At 62.5% G+C, this 22,074-nt stretch carries 12 protein-coding genes; 7 read left to right on the top strand and 5 right to left on the bottom strand.

Annotation, left to right across the window (positions count from 1 at the left end):
• Positions 1-171: 171 nt before the first annotated feature.
• The 3 genes from nrdA to yfaE all read left to right on the top strand — a co-directional run bounded on the left by nrdA (position 172) and on the right by yfaE (position 3,970).
• Positions 172-2,448: a class 1a ribonucleoside-diphosphate reductase subunit alpha gene (nrdA, locus tag Q9290_RS02325; protein WP_306078018.1), complete on the top strand. Its 2,277-nt coding sequence runs from the start codon at positions 172-174 to the stop codon at positions 2,446-2,448.
• Positions 2,449-2,567: 119 nt separating this feature from the next.
• On the top strand, positions 2,568-3,701 hold the full coding sequence (gene nrdB / locus Q9290_RS02320) for a class Ia ribonucleoside-diphosphate reductase subunit beta (protein ID WP_306078017.1): 1,134 nt from the start codon (positions 2,568-2,570) through the stop codon (positions 3,699-3,701).
• Positions 3,698-3,970 carry a class I ribonucleotide reductase maintenance protein YfaE gene (gene yfaE, locus Q9290_RS02315; RefSeq protein ID WP_306078016.1) on the top strand — a complete coding sequence of 91 codons (273 nt, stop codon included), beginning with the start codon at positions 3,698-3,700 and terminating at the stop codon, positions 3,968-3,970. The genes nrdB and yfaE overlap by 4 nt, the downstream gene beginning before the upstream one ends.
• A gap of 1 nt (position 3,971) precedes the next feature.
• On the opposite strand, the gene Q9290_RS02310 is transcribed toward yfaE, so the two are convergent.
• Both Q9290_RS02310 and Q9290_RS02305 read right to left on the bottom strand, forming a co-directional pair.
• Positions 3,972-4,232, bottom strand: coding sequence for a DUF1496 domain-containing protein (locus tag Q9290_RS02310; protein WP_306078015.1), 261 nt, complete (start codon positions 4,230-4,232; stop codon positions 3,972-3,974).
• A 475-nt stretch (positions 4,233-4,707) separates the two neighbouring features.
• Complete coding sequence (locus Q9290_RS02305) at positions 4,708-5,181, bottom strand: hypothetical protein (RefSeq protein ID WP_306078014.1); 474 nt, start codon at positions 5,179-5,181, stop codon at positions 4,708-4,710.
• Positions 5,182-5,274: 93 nt separating this feature from the next.
• Here Q9290_RS02305 and Q9290_RS02300 point away from each other — a divergent pair, with 93 nt between their 5' ends.
• The 3 genes from Q9290_RS02300 to Q9290_RS02290 all read left to right on the top strand — a co-directional run bounded on the left by Q9290_RS02300 (position 5,275) and on the right by Q9290_RS02290 (position 11,037).
• Positions 5,275-6,582, top strand: coding sequence for an ABC1 kinase family protein (locus Q9290_RS02300; RefSeq protein WP_306078013.1), 1,308 nt, complete (start codon positions 5,275-5,277; stop codon positions 6,580-6,582).
• Between the two features lie 79 nt (positions 6,583-6,661).
• Positions 6,662-9,178 carry an EAL domain-containing protein gene (locus Q9290_RS02295; RefSeq protein WP_306078178.1) on the top strand — a complete coding sequence of 839 codons (2,517 nt, stop codon included), beginning with the start codon at positions 6,662-6,664 and terminating at the stop codon, positions 9,176-9,178.
• A gap of 20 nt (positions 9,179-9,198) precedes the next feature.
• Complete coding sequence (locus Q9290_RS02290; RefSeq protein ID WP_306078012.1) at positions 9,199-11,037, top strand: ABC transporter ATP-binding protein; 1,839 nt, start codon at positions 9,199-9,201, stop codon at positions 11,035-11,037.
• Positions 11,038-11,044: 7 nt separating this feature from the next.
• Here Q9290_RS02290 and recD read toward each other — a convergent pair whose 3' ends face one another.
• The 3 genes from recD to recC are packed head-to-tail and all read right to left on the bottom strand — an operon-like array spanning position 11,045 to position 20,063.
• Positions 11,045-13,045, bottom strand: coding sequence for an exodeoxyribonuclease V subunit alpha (recD, locus tag Q9290_RS02285; protein ID WP_306078011.1), 2,001 nt, complete (start codon positions 13,043-13,045; stop codon positions 11,045-11,047).
• Complete coding sequence (gene recB / locus Q9290_RS02280; protein WP_306078010.1) at positions 13,042-16,650, bottom strand: exodeoxyribonuclease V subunit beta; 3,609 nt, start codon at positions 16,648-16,650, stop codon at positions 13,042-13,044. The genes recD and recB overlap by 4 nt, the downstream gene beginning before the upstream one ends.
• Positions 16,647-20,063, bottom strand: coding sequence for an exodeoxyribonuclease V subunit gamma (recC, locus tag Q9290_RS02275; protein ID WP_306078009.1), 3,417 nt, complete (start codon positions 20,061-20,063; stop codon positions 16,647-16,649). The genes recB and recC overlap by 4 nt, the downstream gene beginning before the upstream one ends.
• Before the next feature lie 219 nt (positions 20,064-20,282).
• Here recC and Q9290_RS02270 point away from each other — a divergent pair, with 219 nt between their 5' ends.
• The gene (locus Q9290_RS02270) at positions 20,283-22,067 is read left to right on the top strand and encodes a BCCT family transporter (RefSeq protein WP_306078008.1); all 1,785 of its coding nucleotides are present in this window, start codon (positions 20,283-20,285) and stop codon (positions 22,065-22,067) included.
• The last annotated feature ends 7 nt before the right edge of the window (positions 22,068-22,074 follow it).

Below are 22,074 nucleotides of genomic sequence, written 5' to 3'. Positions count from 1 at the left end.
GCTGCTCAGGTTGAGGGCGGGTTGAGAATCGCCCCCCAACCCACTATATTGTGCCCATTCCAACTAAGACAACTAGATGTTGTGTTTCCGCCACACAGCAACCACACTATATAGGGTGGCTGTGACGCACGGGTCTGAGCGGCACAACACCACTGGGAGAAGGTCCATCTCATGAATAAACATCTGCTGGTTACCAAACGCGACGGCGCCAAGGAACCCATCGATCTGGACAAGATCCACCGGGTGATCACCTGGGCGGCCGACGGCCTGGACAACGTATCCGTTTCCCAGGTGGAGCTGCGCTCCCACATTCAGTTTTATGACGGTATCCGCACCGAAGACATTCACGAGACTATCATCAAGGCCGCCGCCGATCTGATCTCCGAGCAGACCCCGGATTATCAGTACCTAGCCGCCCGCCTGGCCATGTTCCACCTGCGCAAAAAGGCCTACGGCGAGTTCGAGCCGCCCCACTTCTACGATCACGTGGTGCGCCTGACCGAAATGGGCAAGTACGACCAGCATATTCTGGCCGACTACAGCTGCGAAGAGCTCGACGAGCTCAACAGCCGCCTGCACCACGAGCGCGACATGGACTTCTCCTATGCCGCCATCAAGCAGCTCGAAGGCAAATACCTGGTACAGAACCGGGTCACCGGCGACATTTACGAAAGCCCCCAGTTCCTCTACATGCTGGTGGCCGCCTGCCTGTTCTCCAAGTACCCGAAAGAGACCCGGCTGGACTACGTGACCCGTTTCTATGATGCCGTGTCCACCTTCAAGATTTCCCTGCCCACGCCCATCATGTCCGGCGTGCGCACCCCTACCCGCCAGTTCAGCTCCTGCGTGCTGATCGAGTGCGGCGACAGCCTGGACTCCATCAACGCCACCTCCGGCGCCATCGTGCGTTATGTGTCACAGCGTGCCGGCATCGGCATCAACGCTGGCCGCATTCGCGCCCTGGGCAGCCCTATCCGTGGCGGTGAGGCTTTCCACACCGGCTGTATTCCCTTCTACAAGCACTTCCAGACCGCGGTCAAATGCTGCTCCCAGGGCGGTGTGCGTGGCGGTGCCGCCACCCTCTTCTACCCCATGTGGCACCTGGAAGTGGAATCCCTGCTGGTGCTCAAGAACAACCGTGGCGTGGAAGAAAACCGCGTACGGCACATGGACTACGGCGTGCAGATCAACCGCCTGATGTACCAGCGCCTGATCAAGGGCGGCGACATCACCCTGTTCAGCCCGTCCGACGTGCCCGGCCTGTACGACGCCTTCTTTGAGGATCAGGCCAAGTTCGAAGAGCTCTACGTCAAGTACGAAGCCGACGACAGCATTCGCAAACGCACCGTCAAGGCGGTGGAGCTGTTCTCGCTGATGATGCAGGAACGTGCCGGTACCGGCCGCATCTATGTGCAGAACGTGGATCACTGCAACACCCACAGCCCGTTCGACGCCAAGGTAGCGCCGGTACGCCAGAGCAACCTGTGCCTGGAAATCGCCCTGCCCACCAAGCCGCTGATGGACATCAACGACGAGAACGGCGAAATCGCCCTGTGCACCCTGTCGGCCTTTAACCTGGGTGCCATCGACAAGCTGGAAGATCTGGAAGGCCTGGCCGATCTGGCGGTACGCGCCCTGGATGCCCTGCTCGATTACCAGGACTACCCGCTGCTGGCCGCACAAAAAGGCTCCATGAACCGCCGCACCCTGGGGATTGGCGTCATTAACTACGCCTACTACCTGGCCAAGCACGGCGTGAAATATTCCGACGGCAGCGCCGTTGGCCTGACTCACAAGACCTTTGAAGCCATTCAGTACTACCTGCTGAAGGCCTCGGTGCAGCTGGCGAAGGAATTCGGTGCCTGCCCGTCATTTGGTGAGACCACCTACGCTCAAGGCATTTTGCCCATCGACACCTACAAAAAGGATCTCGATGCCATCTGCCAGGAGCCGCTGCACCTGGACTGGGAAGCCCTGCGCGAAGAGATCAAGACCACGGGTCTGCGCAACAGCACCCTGACCGCGCTGATGCCGTCCGAGACCTCCAGCCAGATTTCCAACGCCACCAACGGCATTGAGCCGCCCCGTGGTCTGGTCTCGGTCAAGGCCTCGAAAGACGGCATTCTCAAGCAGGTGGTGCCGGAGTACGAGAAACTCAAAAACCAGTATGAGTTGCTATGGCAGATGCCGTCCAACGACGGTTATCTGCAGCTGGTGGGCGTCATGCAGAAGTTTGTGGATCAGGCGATTTCCGCCAACACCAACTACGATCCCGCCCGCTTTGACGGCGGCCGGGTGCCGATGAAACAACTGCTGAAAGATCTGCTTACCGCCTATAAGTTCGGTCTCAAGACCCTGTATTACCACAACACCCGTGACGGTGCGGCAGACGCCCAGAACGACATGCAGGAAGATGACGGCTGCGCCGGCGGCGCCTGCAAGATTTAAGGCGCCGTCACACTCAAATAATCCCGGCGAGGGCAACCTCGCCGTTGCGCGCAGCGTCGCTCACACCGCCCATGGCGGTAAAGCGGCTCTGCGCTCATTGCTTTTGCGGAACGAGAAAAATGTCCTACACCACTTTCAGTCAAGTTCAGAACGATCACATGAAAGAGCCCATGTTCCTCGGCAATCCGGTGAACGTGGCCCGCTATGACCAGCAAAAATACGAGATTTTTGAAAAGCTGATCGAAAAGCAGCTGTCCTTTTTCTGGCGCCCGGAAGAAGTGGACGTGTCTCAGGACAGGATCGACTATCAGGCCCTGCCGGATCACGAAAAACACATCTTCATCAGCAACCTCAAGTACCAGACCCTGCTCGACTCCATTCAGGGCCGCAGCCCCAACGTGGCGCTGCTGCCGCTGGTGTCTATTCCGGAGCTGGAAACCTGGCTCGAGACCTGGGCGTTCTCCGAGACCATTCACTCGCGCTCCTACACCCACATTATTCGCAATATCGTCAACAACCCGGCCACCGTGTTCGACGACATCGTGGCCAACGAGCACATTCAGAAGCGCGCCAAGGATATCGCCCACTACTACGATGAACTGATCGAATACACCAACTTCTATCACCTGCATGGTGAAGGCGAACACGAACTCCGCGGCCGCAAGGTGCAGATCAACCTGTACGAGCTGAAGAAAAAGCTCTACCTGTGCCTGATGTGCGTCAACGCCCTGGAAGCCATTCGCTTCTACGTCAGCTTTGCCTGCTCCTTTGCCTTTGCCGAGCGCGAGCTGATGGAAGGCAACGCCAAGATCATCAAACTCATCGCCCGGGACGAAGCCCTGCACCTGACCGGCACCCAGCACATGCTCAATATTCTGCGCAGCGGTGACGACGATCCGGACATGGCGCAGATCGCCAAGGACTGCGAGCAGCAATGCTTTGAGCTGTTCAAGGACGCCGCCATTCAGGAAAAGGAGTGGGCCGAATACCTGTTCAAGGACGGCTCCATGATCGGCCTGAACAAGGACATTCTGTGCCAGTACGTGGAATACATCACCAACCTGCGCATGCAGGCGGTGGGCCTGGAGCCGGCCTTTGCGGGCGCCAAACAAAACCCCATTCCCTGGATCAACGCCTGGCTGTCATCCGACAACGTGCAGGTGGCGCCTCAGGAAGTGGAAGTCAGCTCCTACCTGGTGGGTCAGATTGACTCTCAGGTGAGCCATGACGATCTGGGTGACTTCGAGCTGTGAGCAAGGTTCGCACGCGGGATCTCAGCTTTGAGCTGCGGGCGGGGGAAACCCTGCTCGACGGCCTGGAGCGCACCGGTCACGCCGTGGAATACCAGTGCCGCAGTGGTTACTGCGGCGCCTGCCGTACCGCTCTGGTGAACGGGGCGGTACGCTATCAGCAGGAGCCGCTGGCCTTTGTGGCCAGCGGCGAGGTGCTGCCCTGCTGCTGCCGGCCCGAGGGCGAGGTGCAGCTGGATGTGCCCCTCGTTACCCTCAAAAAGCAGGCCTGAGTCAGTCGCGGTCCTTGCCGGCCGTCGGGTCAAAGGGATGCCAGCTCAGCCGGCCATTCTGCTCAAACGACTTTTCCCGCTCACACACAAACCACTGGGATCCCATCTGGATCACCGCGCCCCGGGAGTAGCGCTTGTCAGCGTAATAACACACCGGCTCGGTGCCGGTGGCAATATTCAGCTCCACCGGCGCGGTGGAAATGGTATCGGCCCCCGCCAGCGCTGACAGCCCCCAGAGGGCTCCCAATATCATTTTTTTCATCGTCTTTCTCCTGTCCTGCTGCGAGCCCGGTTTCATTCTAACCTTGCCGGGCGGGCAGCGGCTTGCTTTTCCCATTGCCCTTGGCTAGGGTAGCAATAGTTATTTTTTCCATTATTTTTAGTTACTTGCAAAAACACGTAACGACCTGTTTGCGCTTTAAGTTGATTTGTTTTGTTGGTCTTGCCGTCCTGGCAGCTGATTGAGGAGACGTCGTCTTGAAGTAGTCATTTTGCCGTGACCATGTTGTAACTCTGTCGTCACCACGACATTTTGCGCCGGCCAGAAGGACAACGGCACCTTTTAGCCGGCGAGAAATAACGGAGCCAAATCATGAGCAAGGAAAAAGTGAAAAAGAAAGCCCGGAAAACCCTGAAGGAAAAACGTCAGGAAAAGCGGGAAAAGCGCAATAATCAGGAATAATCCCGCCCTGACGCCTCACTACCAAGGGCGCCATTCAGGCGCCCTGTCGGGTTCCTCAGTCAAAATACCACTCCCAGCGCAGCTGTCGAATCACACCACCCTGCCACTCAATCACCACCGTTTCCGTGGTCTCTGCCGAGCCGTAACGCCAACGCGCCGCACTGCGCTCGGCGGGCGGGCCCAGTTGCTCGGCAAGCCCCGCACCCGGGCTGCCCGGCTGCAAAAAAGCGGGCAAGCCGGCATGGGGCCCGCTCATGCGCAGATAAATCGGCATGCCATCGGGACGGGCGCTTTCACGGGACAAATATGTCTGGGCCTCCAGCCCCGGGCAGCGCAGGGTTTCTATCTCGTCAATCAGCCCCGGCACGTGCGGGTTTTTCACCTGCCGGTAGCCATATTCAGGCGCCGCACAGGGCGCGCTCATGACTTCCCCGGCAATATGCTCCAGCCGGGCCAGGGCCCGCTCCTGCTGGCCGGCACAACCGGCCAGCGGTAACCACAACAACAGCCAGCCCACTCCCCTGCTCACGGTGCCTTTCTCCCTTTTGCTCCCATCATGCCCTTCTCTTGAATATAAATGGCTTTTCAACGGTCTGTGTGGGCACCATAAAAAGGAGACACCATGAGCCACGACGACAAGGGTACTAAAGTACCGGGTCACCGGCTGGCCCGCATGGGGCATCTTGCCTCACTGGCCACTCGAGTGGCCGGCGGCATGCTGGGCGAAGGCGCCCGCCGCCTGGCCCAGGGCGAGCGCCCCCGCGCCCGGGAACTGCTGCTGACCCCCGCCAACGCCCGGCGAGTGGGCGATCAGCTGGCCCGGCTGCGAGGCGCGGCCATGAAGGTGGGCCAGCTATTATCGATGGATGCCGGCGATCTGCTGCCACCGGAGCTGGCCGAGATCCTGGCCCGGCTGCGGGCCGAAGGCAGCCCCATGCCCGCCGCCCAGCTCAGCGCCGTGCTGAAACAGGAACTCGGTACCGACTGGCAGCGTCACTTCGCCCACTTTGAGTTTCGCCCGCTGGCCGCCGCCTCCATCGGCCAGGTGCATAAAGCCTGGGCCGACGACGGCGAGCCGCTGGCGGTCAAAATTCAGTATCCGGGCATTGCCGACAGCATCAACAGTGATGTGGACAACGTCGCCAGTCTGCTCAAACTAAGCGGCCTGGTGCCTGCCGGGGTCGACTATCAGAGCCTGCTGGCTGAGGCCAAGCAGCAACTGCATGCCGAAGCCGACTACGAGCTGGAAGCCCGCCAACTCGGTCGCTTTAATGCCTTGCTGGCCAATGACGACCGTTTTGTACTGCCGCAAAACCGCAGTGACATCAGCACCTCCCGGTTGCTGGCCATGAGCTTTGTGGAAGGCCAGCCCATAGAAGGCCTGGCGGAGCAACCGGAAGCGCGGCGCAACCACCTGCTGGCGTTACTGTTCGAGCTGCTGTTTCGTGAACTGTTTGAGTTCAACCTGGTGCAGACCGATCCCAACTTCGCCAACTTTCTGTATCAGGATGAACGACTGGTACTGCTCGACTTCGGCGCCACCCGGGAATACGCCCCCGGCTTTGCTCAGGGTTACCGCCGGCTGTTTGCCGCCGCCCTCGCCGATAATGAGCCCGCCATGGAGCAGGCCCTGACCGACATCGGTTTTTTCAGCCAGCACATTTTGCCGGCCCAGAAACAGGCGGTGATCGGCATGGTCCGGCTGGCCTGTGAGCCGCTGCAACGGGATGCGCCCTTTGACTTTGGCAACAGCACCCTGGCCCAACGTCTGCGCGAGGCCGGCACCGCACTCAGCATGCGTCAGGACTACTGGCACAGCCCGCCCGCCGATGCCTTGTTTCTGCATCGCAAGATCGGCGGTCTCTACCTGCTGGCAGCACGGCTGGGAGCACGGGTAAATGTACGCAAACAATTACAGCCCTGGCTGTAAAAAACAAACCCGCACAATTGCCAAGGCCTAACCCCCCATATAAGGTAGGGGGTTACAATAACCACCAGTTTTGAGCACCGTGACCCACGCCAAGTCCGCCGATATCGCCATTGAACGCCTGATGCACACCGGGCTGCTGACCTGCACTCCCGATACGCCCCTTCGGGAAGCTACCGAGCGCATGGCGTCCCGCCGCTGCAGCTCCATTCTGGTCATGGACAACCACCAGGCCGTGGGGATATGGACCGAGCGAGACAGCCTGCGGCTGGATCTGACCCGCCCGGACAACCTGGATTTGCCCATTCGCCGAGTCATGAGTCAGCCGGTCAACAGCCTGCCACGGCACACGCCGGTGTCCGAGGCCGAGCAATGGTTTCGCCAGCATCAGTGCCGGCACCTGCTGGTGGTGGATGACGACGGCCTGCCCATCGGCATGGTGTCGCAAACCGACATGGCGCTGAAACAGGGACTGGAGCCCTATCTCAGTCTGCGCCGCATCAAGGAGGCCATGAACGCCTCCCCCCTGGTGCTGCCGGGCACCCTGTCCCTGGCCAGGGCCGCCACCGAGCTGCTCAGCCATAACCAGGATGCGGCTGTGGTCAGCTGCTCTCCGGTGCAGCTGGGCATTATCACCGAGCGCGACATGGTGCGCTGCATCGCCCGTCACCCGGGCAACACCCCCATTGGTGAACTGGCCAGCCGGCCGCTGCTGTCGGTCAGTCCCGACGATAGCCTGTTGCATGCCCGGGATCTGCTGATCGACAACCGGGTGCGCCATCTGGTGGTCAGGCAAGGCAACAAGGTGGTGGGTTTGGTGGGCTTTCGTGAAATCATCAACGGCGTGGAGCACCGCTACCTGGAGCAGCTGCAACAGGCACTGGCGCAACGGGATCAGGCGCTGCACAGCTCCCGCCTGAACCTGCAACTGGCCGAGCGGGTCATTGAGGCGTCGCTGGAAAGCATAGTGGTCACCGATGCCGACAACCGCATCGTGTTCGTTAACCCGTCCTTTACCCATACCACCGGCTACAGCGCCGAGGAAGTTATTGGCCGCACGCCAGCCATGCTGTCGTCAGGCCGGCACGATGCCGCCTTTTACCAGTCCATGTGGAAAACCCTGCACGAACAGGGTTACTGGCGCGGTGAAATCTGGAACCGGCGCAAAAGTGGCCAGCTCTATCTCGAGCTGCTGACCATTACCGCCATTCAGGACGATAACGGCAATATCACCCACTTTGCCGCCCTGTTTACCGACATCACCCATATTCGTGAAAACGAAGACAAGGTTCGCCGGCTGGCCTATTACGATCCCCTCACCGGCCTGCCCAACCGGCGGCTGCTGGAAGACCGGCTGGAGCTGGCCATACGTCACGCCAACCGCAGCAAACAGCACCTGGCGGTGATCTTTCTCGATCTCGACCATTTCAAACAGGTCAACGACACTCTGGGCCACGCCGCCGGCGACGAATTGCTGCTGGATGTTTCCCGCCGCATTCGGGCCCGGCTGCGGGAAGACGACACTCTGGCACGGCTGGGCGGCGACGAATTTATCGTGCTGTTGCCCGAGCTGAACGAGACCGATGAGGCCAGCCGGGTGGCCCGGCGCCTGATCGACGCCATTGCCGAGCCCTTTAATATTCACGAACAGCCCTTTCGCATTGGCTGCAGCCTGGGCATCAGTCTGTATCCGGACGATGCCAATAGCGCCGAAGAGCTGCTGCACCACGCCGACGCCGCCATGTACCAGGTCAAGCAGGAAGGGCGCAATGATTACCGGCTGTTCAGCCGCAACATGAACCGCCAGCAGCACCAGCTGCTGGCCATGGAAACCGCCCTGCGCTATGCGGTGGAAACCGGCGAGGGCCTGAGTGTGCACTATCAGCCCCAGGTGAGCCGGGCCGGCCGCAGCCTGGCCGGGGCCGAGGCCCTGGCCCGTTGGCACCATCCCGAATTCGGCCAGGTGTCTCCGGCGGAGTTTATTCCCCTGGCCGAGCGCGCCGGTCTGATGGTGCCGCTGGGCATGACGCTGCTGCACCAGGTCGCCGCCCAGCAACGACGCTGGATGGATATGGGGATGATGCCGGTGCCGGTCTCGGTTAACCTGTCGGCCCAGCAGTTCTGGCAGCACAACCTGCTGGTGCAGTTTCGCCTGCTGCTGGCCGAGCACCGGCTGCCGGCCGGGCTGATTGGCATTGAGCTCACCGAAAGCGTGCTGCTCGACAAGCAGCAGCAGGCCATTCCCCTGCTCTATGGACTGCGCGAGCTGGGCTGCGCCATCGCCATCGACGACTTCGGCACCGGTTATTCATCCCTCAGCTATCTGCAGGACCTGCCGGTCAACAGCCTGAAGATCGACCGCAGCTTTATTCAGCGCCTGGGCGAGTCCCGCAGCAGCAACGCCATTCTGGCGGCCGTTACCGGTCTGGCCCGGGAGCTGGAGTTCAAGGTGGTGGCAGAAGGGGTGGAAACCGAGGAGCAGATGCAGGCCCTCGACCGCTACCCGGTCGACCTGATACAGGGCTACCTTACCGGCCGGCCGGTCCCCGCAGACGACTTTGCCGAACAATGGCTGAACACGGTAAGGTGTGAGGGTTAACCATCCCTACCGGAAAACCGATGTTCAAACTGTTTGAAAGCCTGACCAGGCCCTTTCCCGAAGAAGCGCCCGGTCAGCCCCCCAAGGGGCTGTATGCCTTTTGTCGCCATTACACTCAAGGCTTTGAATGGCCCCTGGTGGCCATGGCGCTGCTCAGTGCCCTGGTGGCCATTGTCGAAGTTTCCCTGCTGGGTTTTATGGGCCGGCTGGTGGATCTGCTGGCCAGCCATACCCCCGCTACCTTCTGGGCAGAAGAGCGCAATACTCTTATTTTCATGGGCGTGCTGGTGCTGCTGATCTTTCCGGTGCTGGCCTTCAGCCACGCCATGCTGATGCACCAGTCGCTGCTGGGTAATTATCCCATGTCCATTCGCTGGCTGGCCCACCGCTACCTGCTGAACCAGAGCATGAGCTTCTATCAGGACGAGTTTGCCGGCCGCATTGCCACCAAGGTAATGCAAACGGCGCTGGCGGTACGGGAAACCGTGATGAAGCTGCTGGATGTGCTGGTGTATGTGACCGTGTACCTGATCGCCATGCTGGTAATGATGGGCCACTCGGATCTTGCCCTGATGCTGCCCATTCTGCTCTGGCTGCTGCTGTACGTGGGCATTCAGTGTTACTTTGTACCGCGCATGAAGCGCATCGCCACCGCCCAGGCCGACGCCCGCTCCATGATGACCGGGCGCATTGTCGACAGCTACTCCAATATCACCACGGTCAAGCTGTTCGCCCACGCCGATGCGGAAACCCGTTACGCCAAACAGGGCATGCGGGCCTTTCTCACCACTGTGTACGGCCAGATGCGCCTGGCCACCTGCTTTGTGCTGAGTGTGGATGCCATCAACTACCTGTTGCTGTTCACCATTACCGCCCTGTCGGTGGGCCTGTGGATGAATGCCACCGTCACCGTTGGCGTGATCGCCGTGGCCATCAGCATCGCCCTGCGGCTGCAGGGCATGTCCAAGTGGATCATGTGGGAGATTGGCGCCCTGTTCGAAAACATCGGCACCGTAATCGACGGCATGAACACCCTGTCCCGCTCCGTGGCCATTGAAGACAAGGCCAATGCCACTGAACTGACCGTCAGTCTGGGCGCCATTCGCTTTGAGGACGTCACCTTTCACTATGGCCGTGATGAGCCGGTGATCGAGCAGTTTAATCTGGATATCAAACCGGGGGAGAAAGTGGGCCTGGTGGGCCGGTCCGGCGCGGGCAAGTCTACCCTGGTCAACCTGCTGCTGCGCCTGCATGAGCTGGAAACCGGCCACATCACCATCGACGGCCAGGACATTACCACAGTGACGCAACACTCCCTGCGGGGCCAGATTGGCATGGTGACCCAGGATACCTCCCTGCTGCACCGCTCCATTCGGGAAAACATTCTCTACGGCAAACCGGACGCCACCGAAGAAGACATGATGGCTGCCAGCCAGCAGGCCCACGCCCATGACTTTATTCAACGCCTGGAAGACAAGGACGGCCACCAGGGTTACGACGCCCAGGTGGGCGAGCGCGGCATCAAGCTCTCGGGCGGCCAGCGCCAGCGCATTGGCATTGCCCGGGTGCTGCTCAAGGACGCCCCCATTCTGGTGCTGGACGAAGCCACCTCGGCGCTGGACTCCGAAGTGGAAGCCGCCATTCAGGAAAGCCTGTATGAGCTGATGGAGGGCAAAACGGTCATTGCCATCGCCCACCGGCTCTCCACCATCGCCGCCATGGACCGTCTGGTGGTCATCGACAAGGGCCGCATCGTTGAGCAGGGCTCCCATCAGGAACTGCTCGCCAAAAACGGCATCTACGCCCAGCTGTGGCAACACCAGACCGGTGGCTTTCTGGCCGACACGCCACAGTCCTGACGTCTCCTTATTCCTGCGACAGGCTTTCCAGCAGGCCGCTGCGCCGCTCCACCCGGCGCGCGATGGCCTGCTCAAACACGCCCTTTCTCGGCTCCAGCAGGGTAAACCAGTGCCGGGCCCGGGTAATGCCGGTGTACAGCAGCTCCTTGGTCAGCACCGGGTTCAACGCCTCCGGCAGGATCATGGCGGTATGGGCAAACTCCGAGCCCTGGGACTTGTGCACCGTCATGGCAAACACGGTTTCCACTTCCCCCAGCCGACTGGGCAGCACAAAGCGCAGCTCACCGCTGCCGTCGTTGCGGGGAAAGGCCACCCGCAGTACCAAACGGCCGTCTTCCTCGGGCAGGCGCAAGGCAATACCGATATCCCCGTTCATCAGCCCCAGACTGTAATCGTTGCGGGTCACCAGCACCGGCCGGCCCTCGTACCAGCCTTCCTGGGCTTCCAGCAAACCGCGCCGGTGCAGCAGGCCGGCGATACGGATATTGAGCCCTTCCACCCCCCAGGGGCCCCGGCGCACCGCGCACAACAACCGGAATTCATCAAAGGCGGTGAGTATGCCCTTGGCCCAGTCACTCCAGGCCGGATCGTCAAAGGCGGTGCCGGCAGCGGGCCGAGCATCACGCAGTTGCACCAGATAATGGCCGTAACCCACGGCCTCCCCCCGCCCGCCGTGCAGCAGTCGGTTGAGCGCCGCATCCTGCTCTCCCTTCAGCCGCACCGCCGCCACCTCGGCCCGTCCGCCCAGTTGCTCCCGGGCCAGTCCCGGCTGCTGGCGGTTAACCGCCTCTGCCAGCCGGCCGATGCCGGAGCCGCCGGCAAAACGGCGGGAATAACGCAGCATCAGAATGCGCTGGGCCAGGCCGTGGCGGCCCGGCTCACCGGCCACCAGGGACGGGTGTACCAGCCGCTCGCCGCTGACCTGCTCGAGCCAGGCCAGGCGTTCGGGCTGATACAAGCCCTGCTCGGCATGACGGCATAAATCCCCCAACAACGCCCCCGCTTCCACCGAGGCCAGCTGATCCTTGTCGCCCAGCAGCAGCAGCCGGGCATGGGCCGGCAGCGCCGACAGCAGGCTGTGCATCATTTCCAGATCGATCATCGAGGCTTCATCCACCACCAGCACATCCAGCGGCAGCGGATTGCCGGCATGATGGCGAAAATGACGGCTGCCCGGCAGGCTGCCCAGCAGCCGGTGCAGCGTGCTCACCTCCGCCGGGATCTGGGCCCGCACACTGTCGTCCACCGGCAGCGAAGCCACCTGGGCACCGATGGACTCGGTGAGCCGGGCCGCTGCCTTGCCGGTGGGCGCTGCCAGCCGAATGCGAAGCGGCTGCTCGGCGGTGCCCTGCAACAGCGCCAGCAAGCGCACCACTGTCGTGGTCTTGCCGGTGCCGGGGCCGCCGGTGATCAGGGTAAAACCGCTGCTCGCCGCCAGGGCGCAGGCCAGTTTTTGCCAGTCGGTCTGGCGCTCCCCGTCCAGCACCAGCGGCTCGGGAAACAGCCGCTCCAGCCAGTCGGACAAATCACCGGGCACCGGCCTGTCGTCGCTGATACGGGCCGCAAGAGCCCGGGCTACGCCTTGTTCGTAGCTCCAGTAACGACGCAGGTACACACGCTCACCATGCAGCACCAGCGGTCGTTCCGGCTCGCCATTCGCCGCCACCAGCTCACTGTGGGCCAGCGCCTGCGCCCAGCCTGCCAGGGTCAGTGCCGTCAGCTGTTGCGACGGCAGCCAGGCGTCGGCCAGGCCTTCCTCCCCTTCCGGCGGCAACGACAGGGCGAAGTCGGGCTCGGCCAGGGTGGCCGCCAGATCCAGGCACACGTGGCCATGACCCAGCTGGTGGCTGGCCAGTGCCGCCGCCAGCAGCACACGGGCGTCGGCGTCAGGCTGCTGCTCGGCAAAAAAGCCCGCCAGCGCCCGGTCCAGGGGGCGCAGCCAGCCCAGCTCCACCCAGCGGTCGAGCAGCGCCAGCAGCTCGGCAGTGGTGGTCTCGGTGGTGATCATGGCTGAACCTCCTCGGTGTGCTCGCCGCAAAACAGCGCATTCAGGGTTTCTATCAGCACCCGTGGCGGGCGTTCCAGCCAGGCGGCGCCGGGGCGGCGCACAAACAGGTAAAGAGCCCCGCCCATGTGAGTGTCGTAGTCGTAATCGGGCAAGCGCAGCAACAACTGGCGATGCAACGCCAGTACGTAAAGCACGTATTGCAGATCGTAACGGTGGCGTATTATCTGATCTTCCATGGCCTGGAAAGTGTAATCGGCGTCATCAGGCCCCAGCCAGTTCGACTTGTAATCCACCACGTAGTAGCGACCATCATGTTCAAACACCAGGTCAATAAAACCCTTGAGCATGCCGTTGAGCCGGCCCGGCGCCAGGGCCGGACGTTCTCGCTCCGGCAGCACATGGGTTCGCACCAGGGCGTCCAGTTCGGGAATGCGCACTCGGCTGACCTCCAGCCAGAACTCCATTTCCGGCTGAAAACAGGTGAGTGCCTGCAGTGCCGGCCCGCCCTCGAACAAGGGAGTGGCCAGCAGGCCTTGCAGCCAGTCGGCCAGCGGCGAGATCCACTCTCCCATGCCCCGCAGCTGGCAGCGCCGGGCCAGCTGGGCAGCCAACTCCTCGGGCTGCGCCGCCAGACCTTCATTCAGCACCAGCTCCAGCAGGCCGTGCAAAAAGGTCCCCGCCGCCGGGCCTCTGGGAAAACGGTGCAGGCTGGGGGTTTCGCCGGGACGCAGCGGCACAAAGGGCCGTTCCAGCTCGTCGTCACCGGCCTTGCCCGCCTCGGGCCGCTCAGGCGAGGCATCGTCAAAGCGCCGGCCGGCATCATCCCGGCTGAGCAGGGCGCTGTAAGAGGCTATCCACCAGTGCTCGGCGGCGGGCCGGGCCGGGCTGGCCCAGACCGGTGGCGACAGCTCGGCGGTGGTATCAATCCAGCCCGCCTCAGTCACCTCGGGGGCAGCGCACAGGGCGGTGTGCTCGCTTGCCAGCGGGGTCAGCCAGTTGCTTAAGGGACCAGCCAGTTCGGCCCCCCCGCTCAGCAGCCGGCCCATGGCCGAGTCGTGCAGGCGCGAGGCCTTGCCATTACCGACCTTGATGTCCGCCAGTCCCAGCCAGCAGGCGTAACGGGCTCGGGTCATAGCCACGTACAGCAGCCGCAGATCCTCACCCAGCCGCTCGCGCTCGGCCTGCCCCTTTTGTTCGTCGGTGGGGCTCAGCACCAGCCGCTTGCGGCCGCCTTCATGCAGCTGTACCGCGGCACCACGGGCGCCGCTTTCCCGAAAACTGCAGATAAAGGGCAGAAATACCAGGGGGTATTCCAGTCCCTTGGACTTGTGAATGGTCACCACCCGCACCAGGGCGGCGTCGCTTTCAAGCCGCAGCACTTGTTCATCGGCGGCCTGGCGCTCACCGTCCATGCACTCGGCGAGGTGGCGGATCAATGCCTGCTCGCCGTCGAGGCTGGCGGCGGCCTGCTGCATCAGCTCGGCCAGGTGCAGAATATTGGTCAGACCACGTTCGCCCTCGGTGCCCCGCAGCAGCCGGGCCGGGAGCCCGAAGTCGTGCAGCAGCCGGTGCACCATGGGCAGCACGCCCTGGCGCTGCCAGCAACGGCGATAGTCCCGAAACTGCATCACTCTGCCTTCCCAGTGACGCTCGTCCTGATTCAGCCGCTCCAGCTCGTTCAGGCTCAGCCCCAGGGTGGCGGTGGCGAGCGCCGCCCTGAGCCGGCCATCCTGCTCCGGTTCGGCGCAGGCCCTGAGCCAGTGCAGCAAATCGGCCGCCTCGGGGCTGGCAAACACCGAGTCCTTGTCGGACAAATACACACTGCGAACGCCCCGAGCCGCCAGCGCCTCACGAATGGCCTGGGCTTCCCGAAAACTGCGCACCAGCACCGCCATGTCACTGGGTTGTACCGGCGTCAATCCATCCTTGCCGGCAAACCCGGCCCGTCCCGCCCCGCCCTGATTCAGCAATTGCGTCATGTGGCTGGCGCAGCGTGCCGCCATTTGATCTATGTAGGCACCGCCGGAAAACGGCGTGTCATCGTCCGCCTCCAGCTGCCACAGGGTCAGCGCCGGCTGAGGCTCGCCCTCACAGTGCCAGCATTCATCCCGCCCTTTTGCCTTCACCGACACAAAGGGCAGCGGGTTGTGCTCGCCGTCGCGAAACAGAAAAGCGCCCTCGGCATGCTGCTCGGCCCGCTCAAAGAGTTGATTCACTGCCGAGACCATCGGCTGGGAAGAGCGAAAGTTGGTGTCCAGGGTATAGTGCCGGCCTTCGGTGGCGGCGCGGGCCGACAGATAGGTGTATATGTCGGCGCCGCGAAAGGCGTAAATCGCCTGCTTGGGATCGCCGATCATAAACAGGCCGCTGTCGGCGCTGTTGTCGGCCACCCGGTAAATGGTATCGAAAATGCGGTATTGCAGCGGATCCGTGTCCTGAAATTCGTCGATCAGCGCCACCGGAAACTGACGGCGGATCACCTCGGCCAGGCGCGGTCCGTTTTCCCCCGCCAGGGCCTCGTCGAGGCGGGTGAGCATGTCGTCAAAGCCCATTTCGGCGCGCCGGCGCTTTTCCAGTTCAAAGCGCCGGCGCACCCAGGCAGCGGCATGGCGCAGAGCCGGCTCGTCCGGGCTCACCAGTGCCGCCAGTTGTTCCGGCAGGGTCACCATGGCCTCCAGTGCCGGATGGCTGGGCGGCACCCCGGCTTTCCAGGCCTCTGCCAGGCCATCGGGCGTCAGCCGGGTAAAGCCGGTGCCCAGATCCAGCGCCGCCTCGCCGGATCCGGCCCAGGCCCGCAGCTTGTTGAACCAGGGCTGATAAAAACGGGCCTGCAGCCTGCGACCATTGACGGCCTTGTCGGCCACCGCCTTGTCGAGCAGCAATTCCAGTTCATCGGCCCAGGCCGGCCAGGGTGCCTTGAGATCGGCAAGCGCCTGTTCACGTTCACTCAGGGTGCGCTCCAGCAATGCTTCCAGCTCACCGTCATCCTCACCTGGCTCGCTCAGCAATGCGCGCAACCTGGGCAACAGCGCATCCGGGGTTTGCCAGTGCTCCATCACCCAGTCGAGTGCCGCGCCCTGCAGCGGGTAGCACTGCCGGCGCCAGTAGTCGCGCACCACCTCGGCCAGCAAGTCACTGTGATCCGTTTGCAGGGTCTGGGTAAACAGACTGCCGCTGTCAAAGGCGTGCTCGCGCAGCATGCGCTGGCACCAGCCGTGAATGGTGGATACCGCCGCCTCGTCCATCCACTGGGCGGCAATGTCGAGTCGGTGCGCGCAGCCGGGCCATTGCTCAGGGGCAAAATCGTCCTTCAGGGTGGCCAGCAGATCGTCACCGTCGGCTTCGCCGCGAAACACCGCCGCCGCCTGCACCAGCCGGGCGCGAATGCGATCCCGCAGCTCCTGGGTAGCGGCGTCGGTAAAGGTGACCACCAGGATCTCCGGCGGCAACAGCTCCCGGGTAAAGCCCTGATCGCCGCCGTGGCCCAGCACCAGCCGCAGATACAGCGCCGAAATGGTAAAGGTCTTGCCGGTGCCGGCACTGGCCTCGATCAGCCGGCTGCCATGTAAGGGAAAGGTCAGCGCCAGGGGACGCGATGCGCTCATGATGAGGTCTCCTGCGACAGGGGCCTGGGGCCATGGTCCAACAAGGGCCGGTAAAGTTGCTCGCTCCAGGCGGCAAAGCTGCCGTCAATGGTAAGGGCGTCAAAGTCGGGAAACTGGCGCGCCAGCGCGCCGCTTTCGGCCCGCTCACCGGCATAATGAAAGCCATCCCCCTCATAGGTTTTACGGGCGGCCTGCTCGGCCTTGCTTTCGTCTTTTTGCTCAAGGCCACTCACGGCGGTTTTCAGTGCCACCGGCAGCGGCGCCGTCATGCCCGCTCGCAGGCCCTCGAGCCAGCCTCGCACCAGGTGCTGCGCTTCTTCCTGTTCCACGGGCGCACCGTGCAGAGTCACGTCTTCCCCCACCAGATACAGGGTTAGCTCAATGCCGCAGGCACAGGCCACCACCTGGGCCACAAAGGCCCGCAACAACCGGTGCCAGCGCAAACTCTTGCCGCTTTGCAGATCCCCCGGTTGCAGCTCAATCAGCACCAGCCGCTCACCGTTTTGGCGCAGGCCACCGAGCCAGCCTTCCAGTTGCAGGCCGTCATGCTCGAACCCCAGCGGCTGGGGTGACGTCAGGGCCGTGGGCCAGGCATGGCACAATGCCTGATAACGGGCCAGTTGCTCCGGCAGCGCCGCCTGCACCTCGGCCCGCAGTCGCTCGCCAAAGCCCGCCAGGGGCAACCGGCCCTGGCCCTGCAACCGGGCGGCGGCCCGGGCCAGCGCGGCGGCCGCGTCATCGGCACCGGCGGCGGCCTCGAGCAGCTCGCGCTTGATGACATAGCGCTCCAGACCATTCAGTGCAAAAGGCTCTTCGTCCTGCTCGGTGGCGCTACTTTCATCCAGCACCACCTTGAGCCGGCGGGCAAAAAAGCTAGCCACCGGCTGGCGCAAAAACTGCTGCAACTGCTCCAGCAAGACGGGGCCGTCCGGCTGCCAGGCCGGCAGCGGCGCGTCGGCACCAGGGCTCTCCCCCTCGGCCTGTACCCACTCCCGGGCATAGCTGGCAAGCGGACTGCCCTCGGTAAAATAGCGCCGGCTGAAGGGTTGTAGCGGATGCTCGATGGTAATGGCCTCGAGCACGTCGCCGCCCTGCTCCAGCTGCCAGCCGTTCAGGTGATCCCGAAGCTGGCCCACCAGCACCGAGGGCGGACGCTCGGTGTTGTCGCGAATGCTGCGCCCCACCCAGCTGATATAGAGCCCTTCCCGGGCCGAGAGCAGGGCTTCCAGCATCAGGTAACGGTCGTCTTCCCGGCGGGAACGATCCCCGGGGCGGTAATCGCCGGCCATCAGATCGAAGTCGAGGGGCATCACGCTGCGGGGGTAGTCGCCGTCGTTCATGCCCAGCAGGCAGACCCGGCGAAAGGGAATGGCGCGCATTGGCATCAGGGTACAAAAATTTACCGCTCCGGCCAGAAAACGCTGGCTGAGCCGGCCCTGATCCACCGCGCCCAGCCAGGCTTCGCGCACCACGGTCAGCGGCAGCGGCTCGGAGAGATCGACCCCGGTGCAGAGCTCCTGCCACTGCTCCAGAGCCTCGATCATCCCGGCCACAAGATCCTGCTCGCGCTCGCTGTCCGGCTCGAAAAAGCGCGCCAGCAGCGCCAGCAGCCGTGCCGACCAGTCGTTGGCGGGCACCGGCTCGGTCAGGGTATCGTGCAGAACGTCGATGGCGTCGAGCAAACTCACCAAGGGGCCTATCATGGCCGCATCCAGGCCACCGATTTCGTCATAGGGCTCAATGCCGGCCCAGGTCTCGCCCGCCCCCACGGCATAGCCCAGCAACATGCGTCGCAGGCCAAAGCGCCAGGTGTTTTGCTCCAGTGCGTCGGGCAGACCCAGGCCGGCCCGGCGCCGGGCATCCAGTCCCCAGCGTACGCCGGCGCCTTCAATCCAGCGGCGCAACACCGGCAGATCCGCCTCGTTAATGCCAAAGCGCCGGCGCAGGGCAGCCACATCCAGCAGGTCCAGCACTTCGCTCACCGGCAGCCGGCTGTCGGGCAGGCGCAACAGGTGCTCCAGGGCAATCAGCAGCGGCTCGCTGCCCCGGCTGCCCTGATCCGCCAGGGTATAGGGAATAAAACGGTCGTCGTCGCGCTCGTACTGGCCGAATACCGCCTGAATATGAGGCGCATAGACATTGATGTCGGGCACCATGACGATGATGTCCCGGGGGCGCAGGGTGTCGTCTTCCGAGAACCGGGCCAGCAGCTGATCGTGAAGAATTTCCACTTCCCGCTGGGCGCTGTGGCCGACATGAAACTCGACGCTGAGCTGCTCCCTTGCCAGTGGCGGCCAGTATTCCCGGCTTTCCGCCGGCGGACGCAGGTTGAGAATGTCGTCCTGCAGCTGACCCAGCAACTGCCCGGTATCGCCTTCACCAAACAGATCGATGCGGCTGCCGATGGCATCAAAGCGCTCACGGTAACTGTCGGGATCGTCCAGGCTGTCGAGCAGGTTGATGTAGTCCCGCCCCTGCTTGCCCCAGGCCGCCAGCAACGGATGAGCATGCTGGTGCAGCTCCACCTCGTTCAGTCCCGGTGCCTGGCCGGCCTTGCGGGCATGGCGACGGTACTGGTGGCGCAGCAGATCCTGGTCCGGCACTATGTCTCCCCAGTGATACTGGCAGGGGTTGTGTACGCACAACAAGACCTGGCTGAACCGGGCCATGGCCGAGAGCGCTTCCAGGGTTTGCGCCGGCAACGAGGAAATGCCGAACACCACCACCCGCCTTGGCAGGCCGGCAGGCCGCTGTTCACAGGTGCGCAGCTGCTCCACAAAGCGCGGATGCACTCCGGCCCGGCTGCCAGCCAGCTCCTGCTCGCCCACATCAGCCAGCAGGGCCCGCCACAGCGCCGGTTGCCAATGGGCCGCTTCATCCAGGGGGTGCTCGCCCCGGCGACCATGAATAATGACGTTTTTGCCATCGCGCCAGGCCGCCAGCCAGTCGGCCCGGTACACCTGGTACTGGTCAAACAAATCCGCCAGCCGCTCGGCCAGCTGGTAGCGTTTGCGACCGTCGTTATCGTCCTGCAAAAAACGTTCAAGGGGCGCGAAGACCGGCTCCGCAACCAGTCCGGGCAACAGCCGCATCAACCGCCAGGTAAGCGGTGCCTTGTCCAGCGGCGACAGCCGCGGAATGGTGTCGCTGCCGAGCACGGCACGGTAACTTTGCCACAAAAAGCGGGCCGGCAACTCCACCTGCACGGCGGCGGCAATGCCACCGCTGCGGTGCTCGGCCAGGGCCAGCTTGAGCCACTGGGCGATGCCATTGCTCTGCACCAGTATCACTTCGTTCTCGAGCGGCGCCAGCGGATAGCGCCGCATCCAGGTTACCGCCAGCTCCCGCAATGCCTCCAGGTGATTGCCGTGCACCACCATCAGGCCGGGGCTGAGCCCGTTATTGTTCTGCATTCCGAGTCCTTGTTTCCCGTGCGTGACGCCCATGATAGTGCCGAACCGGCACGACATTAAGCGCCGTTTTTTGTCGGTGAAAAAAACGGCAGTCCATGCAGCCGTTGCCAAGCGACTGAAAATAGTTACAATCCTAAGGTTTTTTGTTCACCGGTTAGCCGGGTCGTCCGGCGCATGGAGTGTCCGGGCCAACAAATAACAATAACAGGGAGTCATTGAATGACAGCAAAACAGGAACACAGTATTCACCTTGGGAGTTTTGATACCGATCTGCACCAGCACCCGCTGAAACAGGATCATGTTCCCGATACTCGTATTGACCGTTTCACTTTCTTTTCAGTCCTATTCATTCTCGCCGCCGTCACCCTGCCACTGGTGCTGTATCCCGAGCAGGGCGCCAACTGGGTGGCCGAGGCCAAAAACTATATCACCGACACCTTTGGTGTTTTCTACCTGGCGCTGGGCGTCACCGCCGTACTGTTCGTGATTTACATTTCGTTTTCGGATATTGGCAACATCAAGCTTGGCAAGCCCGAAGACGAAATGGAATTCAAAAACGGCTCCTGGGCAGCCATGATGTTCTGCGGCGGCATTGGCGCCAGCATTCTTTACTGGGGCATTATTGAATGGGCCTATTACTATCAGGGCCCGCCCTTTGGCCTGGAAGCCGGCACCCCCGAGGCCATTCGCTGGGCCTCTACCTACGGTATTTTCCACTGGGGCCCGGTGGCCTGGTCCATTTACCTGATCCCGGCCATTCCCATCGCCTATTTCGCCCATGTGCGCAACTCGCCCCGGCTCAAGGTAAGCCAGAGCCTGGCGCCACTGCTTGGCGAGAAGTTTTCCTCCAGTAACTGGGGCAAAATCGTAGATGTGTTTTTCGTGTTCGGCATGATTGGCGGCGGCGCCACCACGCTTGGGCTTGCCTCCCCCATGGTGACCGAAGGCCTGCACGAGCTGTTTGGCCTGCCGGTGAATGCCTGGACCCGCATGCTGGTGCTGCTGGGCACCACGGCGCTGTTTGCCTACAGCGCCTGGCGCGGCCTGAAAAGCGGCATTCAGTTTTTCTCCAACATCAACTTCTACCTGGCGCTGGCGTTTCTGGCGGTGGTACTGTTTGCCGGCCCTACCGGCTTTATTCTCAACACCGGACTGGAAAGTATCGGTCGCTCTCTGACCGACATGATCACCATGATGACCTGGACCGAATCCTTCGGGCCCTTTACCGAGCACGGTTTTAACGAAACCCGCTTCCCCAAGGACTGGACCATTTTCTACTGGGCCTGGTGGCTGGTGTTCGCCCCCACGGTAGGCCTGTTTATCGCCAAGATTTCAAAAGGCCGTACCATTCGCCAGATGGTGGTGGGCTCGATTTTCTTCGGCTCGCTGGGCTGCGCCGTGTTCTTTGTGATCCTGGGCAACTATGGCCTCTATCTGCAGCTCTCCGGCGAGCTCGACATCGTGACCATTCTCAACCAGCAAAGCCCGACCACAGCGATTTTCGCGGTACTCAAAACCCTGCCCATGAGCTGGCTGATGATCGCCGTGTTCACCCTGCTGGCCATCATTTTTACCGCCACCACCTTTGACTCCATTTCCTATATTCTGGCGTCTGTGGTGCAAAAGGAAGTGGACGACGAACCGCACCGCTGGAACCGGCTGTTCTGGGCCTTTACCCTGTGCTTTATGCCGGCGGTGCTGATGTTCCTGGGCGGGCTTTCCACCCTGCAGACCGCCTCCATCTTCGCCGGGGCGCCGCTTATCGTCATCATGGCCATGATGATGATGTCGATCATCAAGGCCGCCAAGTACGATCTGCACTACCAGCCGGACTACTCCCTCAAGACCATTCATATCGAGGAGCTGCCTGAATCAGCCCCCTGGGAGCAGGGCACCACCTCGGAAGCCCCGGAAGGCTCGGTGCTGGCTCAGCAGGCGGAATATGAAGAGATTCGTCAGCAGCAGGATGAAGAGGACAACAGAGTAACCCCGCTGAAGGTGTAATCACAGC

It is taken from the genome of Oceanimonas aquatica (genome assembly GCF_030732065.1).
Classification (GTDB): Bacteria; Pseudomonadota; Gammaproteobacteria; order Enterobacterales; family Aeromonadaceae; genus Oceanimonas.
The sequence above is the reverse complement of the archived record's forward strand: the minus strand, read 5'-3'. Positions and strand labels throughout refer to the sequence as shown.

Coding starts and splice junctions, on each gene's coding strand:
- nrdA (WP_306078018.1), top strand. CDS start 172: ATGAATAAACATCTGCTGGTTACCAAACGCGACGGCGCCAAGGAACCC.
- nrdB (WP_306078017.1), top strand. CDS start 2,568: ATGTCCTACACCACTTTCAGTCAAGTTCAGAACGATCACATGAAAGAG.
- Q9290_RS02310 (WP_306078015.1), bottom strand. CDS start 4,232: ATGAAAAAAATGATATTGGGAGCCCTCTGGGGGCTGTCAGCGCTGGCG.
- Q9290_RS02300 (WP_306078013.1), top strand. CDS start 5,275: ATGAGCCACGACGACAAGGGTACTAAAGTACCGGGTCACCGGCTGGCC.
- Q9290_RS02290 (WP_306078012.1), top strand. CDS start 9,199: ATGTTCAAACTGTTTGAAAGCCTGACCAGGCCCTTTCCCGAAGAAGCG.
- recD (WP_306078011.1), bottom strand. CDS start 13,045: ATGATCACCACCGAGACCACCACTGCCGAGCTGCTGGCGCTGCTCGAC.
- recB (WP_306078010.1), bottom strand. CDS start 16,650: ATGAGCGCATCGCGTCCCCTGGCGCTGACCTTTCCCTTACATGGCAGC.
- recC (WP_306078009.1), bottom strand. CDS start 20,063: ATGCAGAACAATAACGGGCTCAGCCCCGGCCTGATGGTGGTGCACGGC.
- Q9290_RS02270 (WP_306078008.1), top strand. CDS start 20,283: ATGACAGCAAAACAGGAACACAGTATTCACCTTGGGAGTTTTGATACC.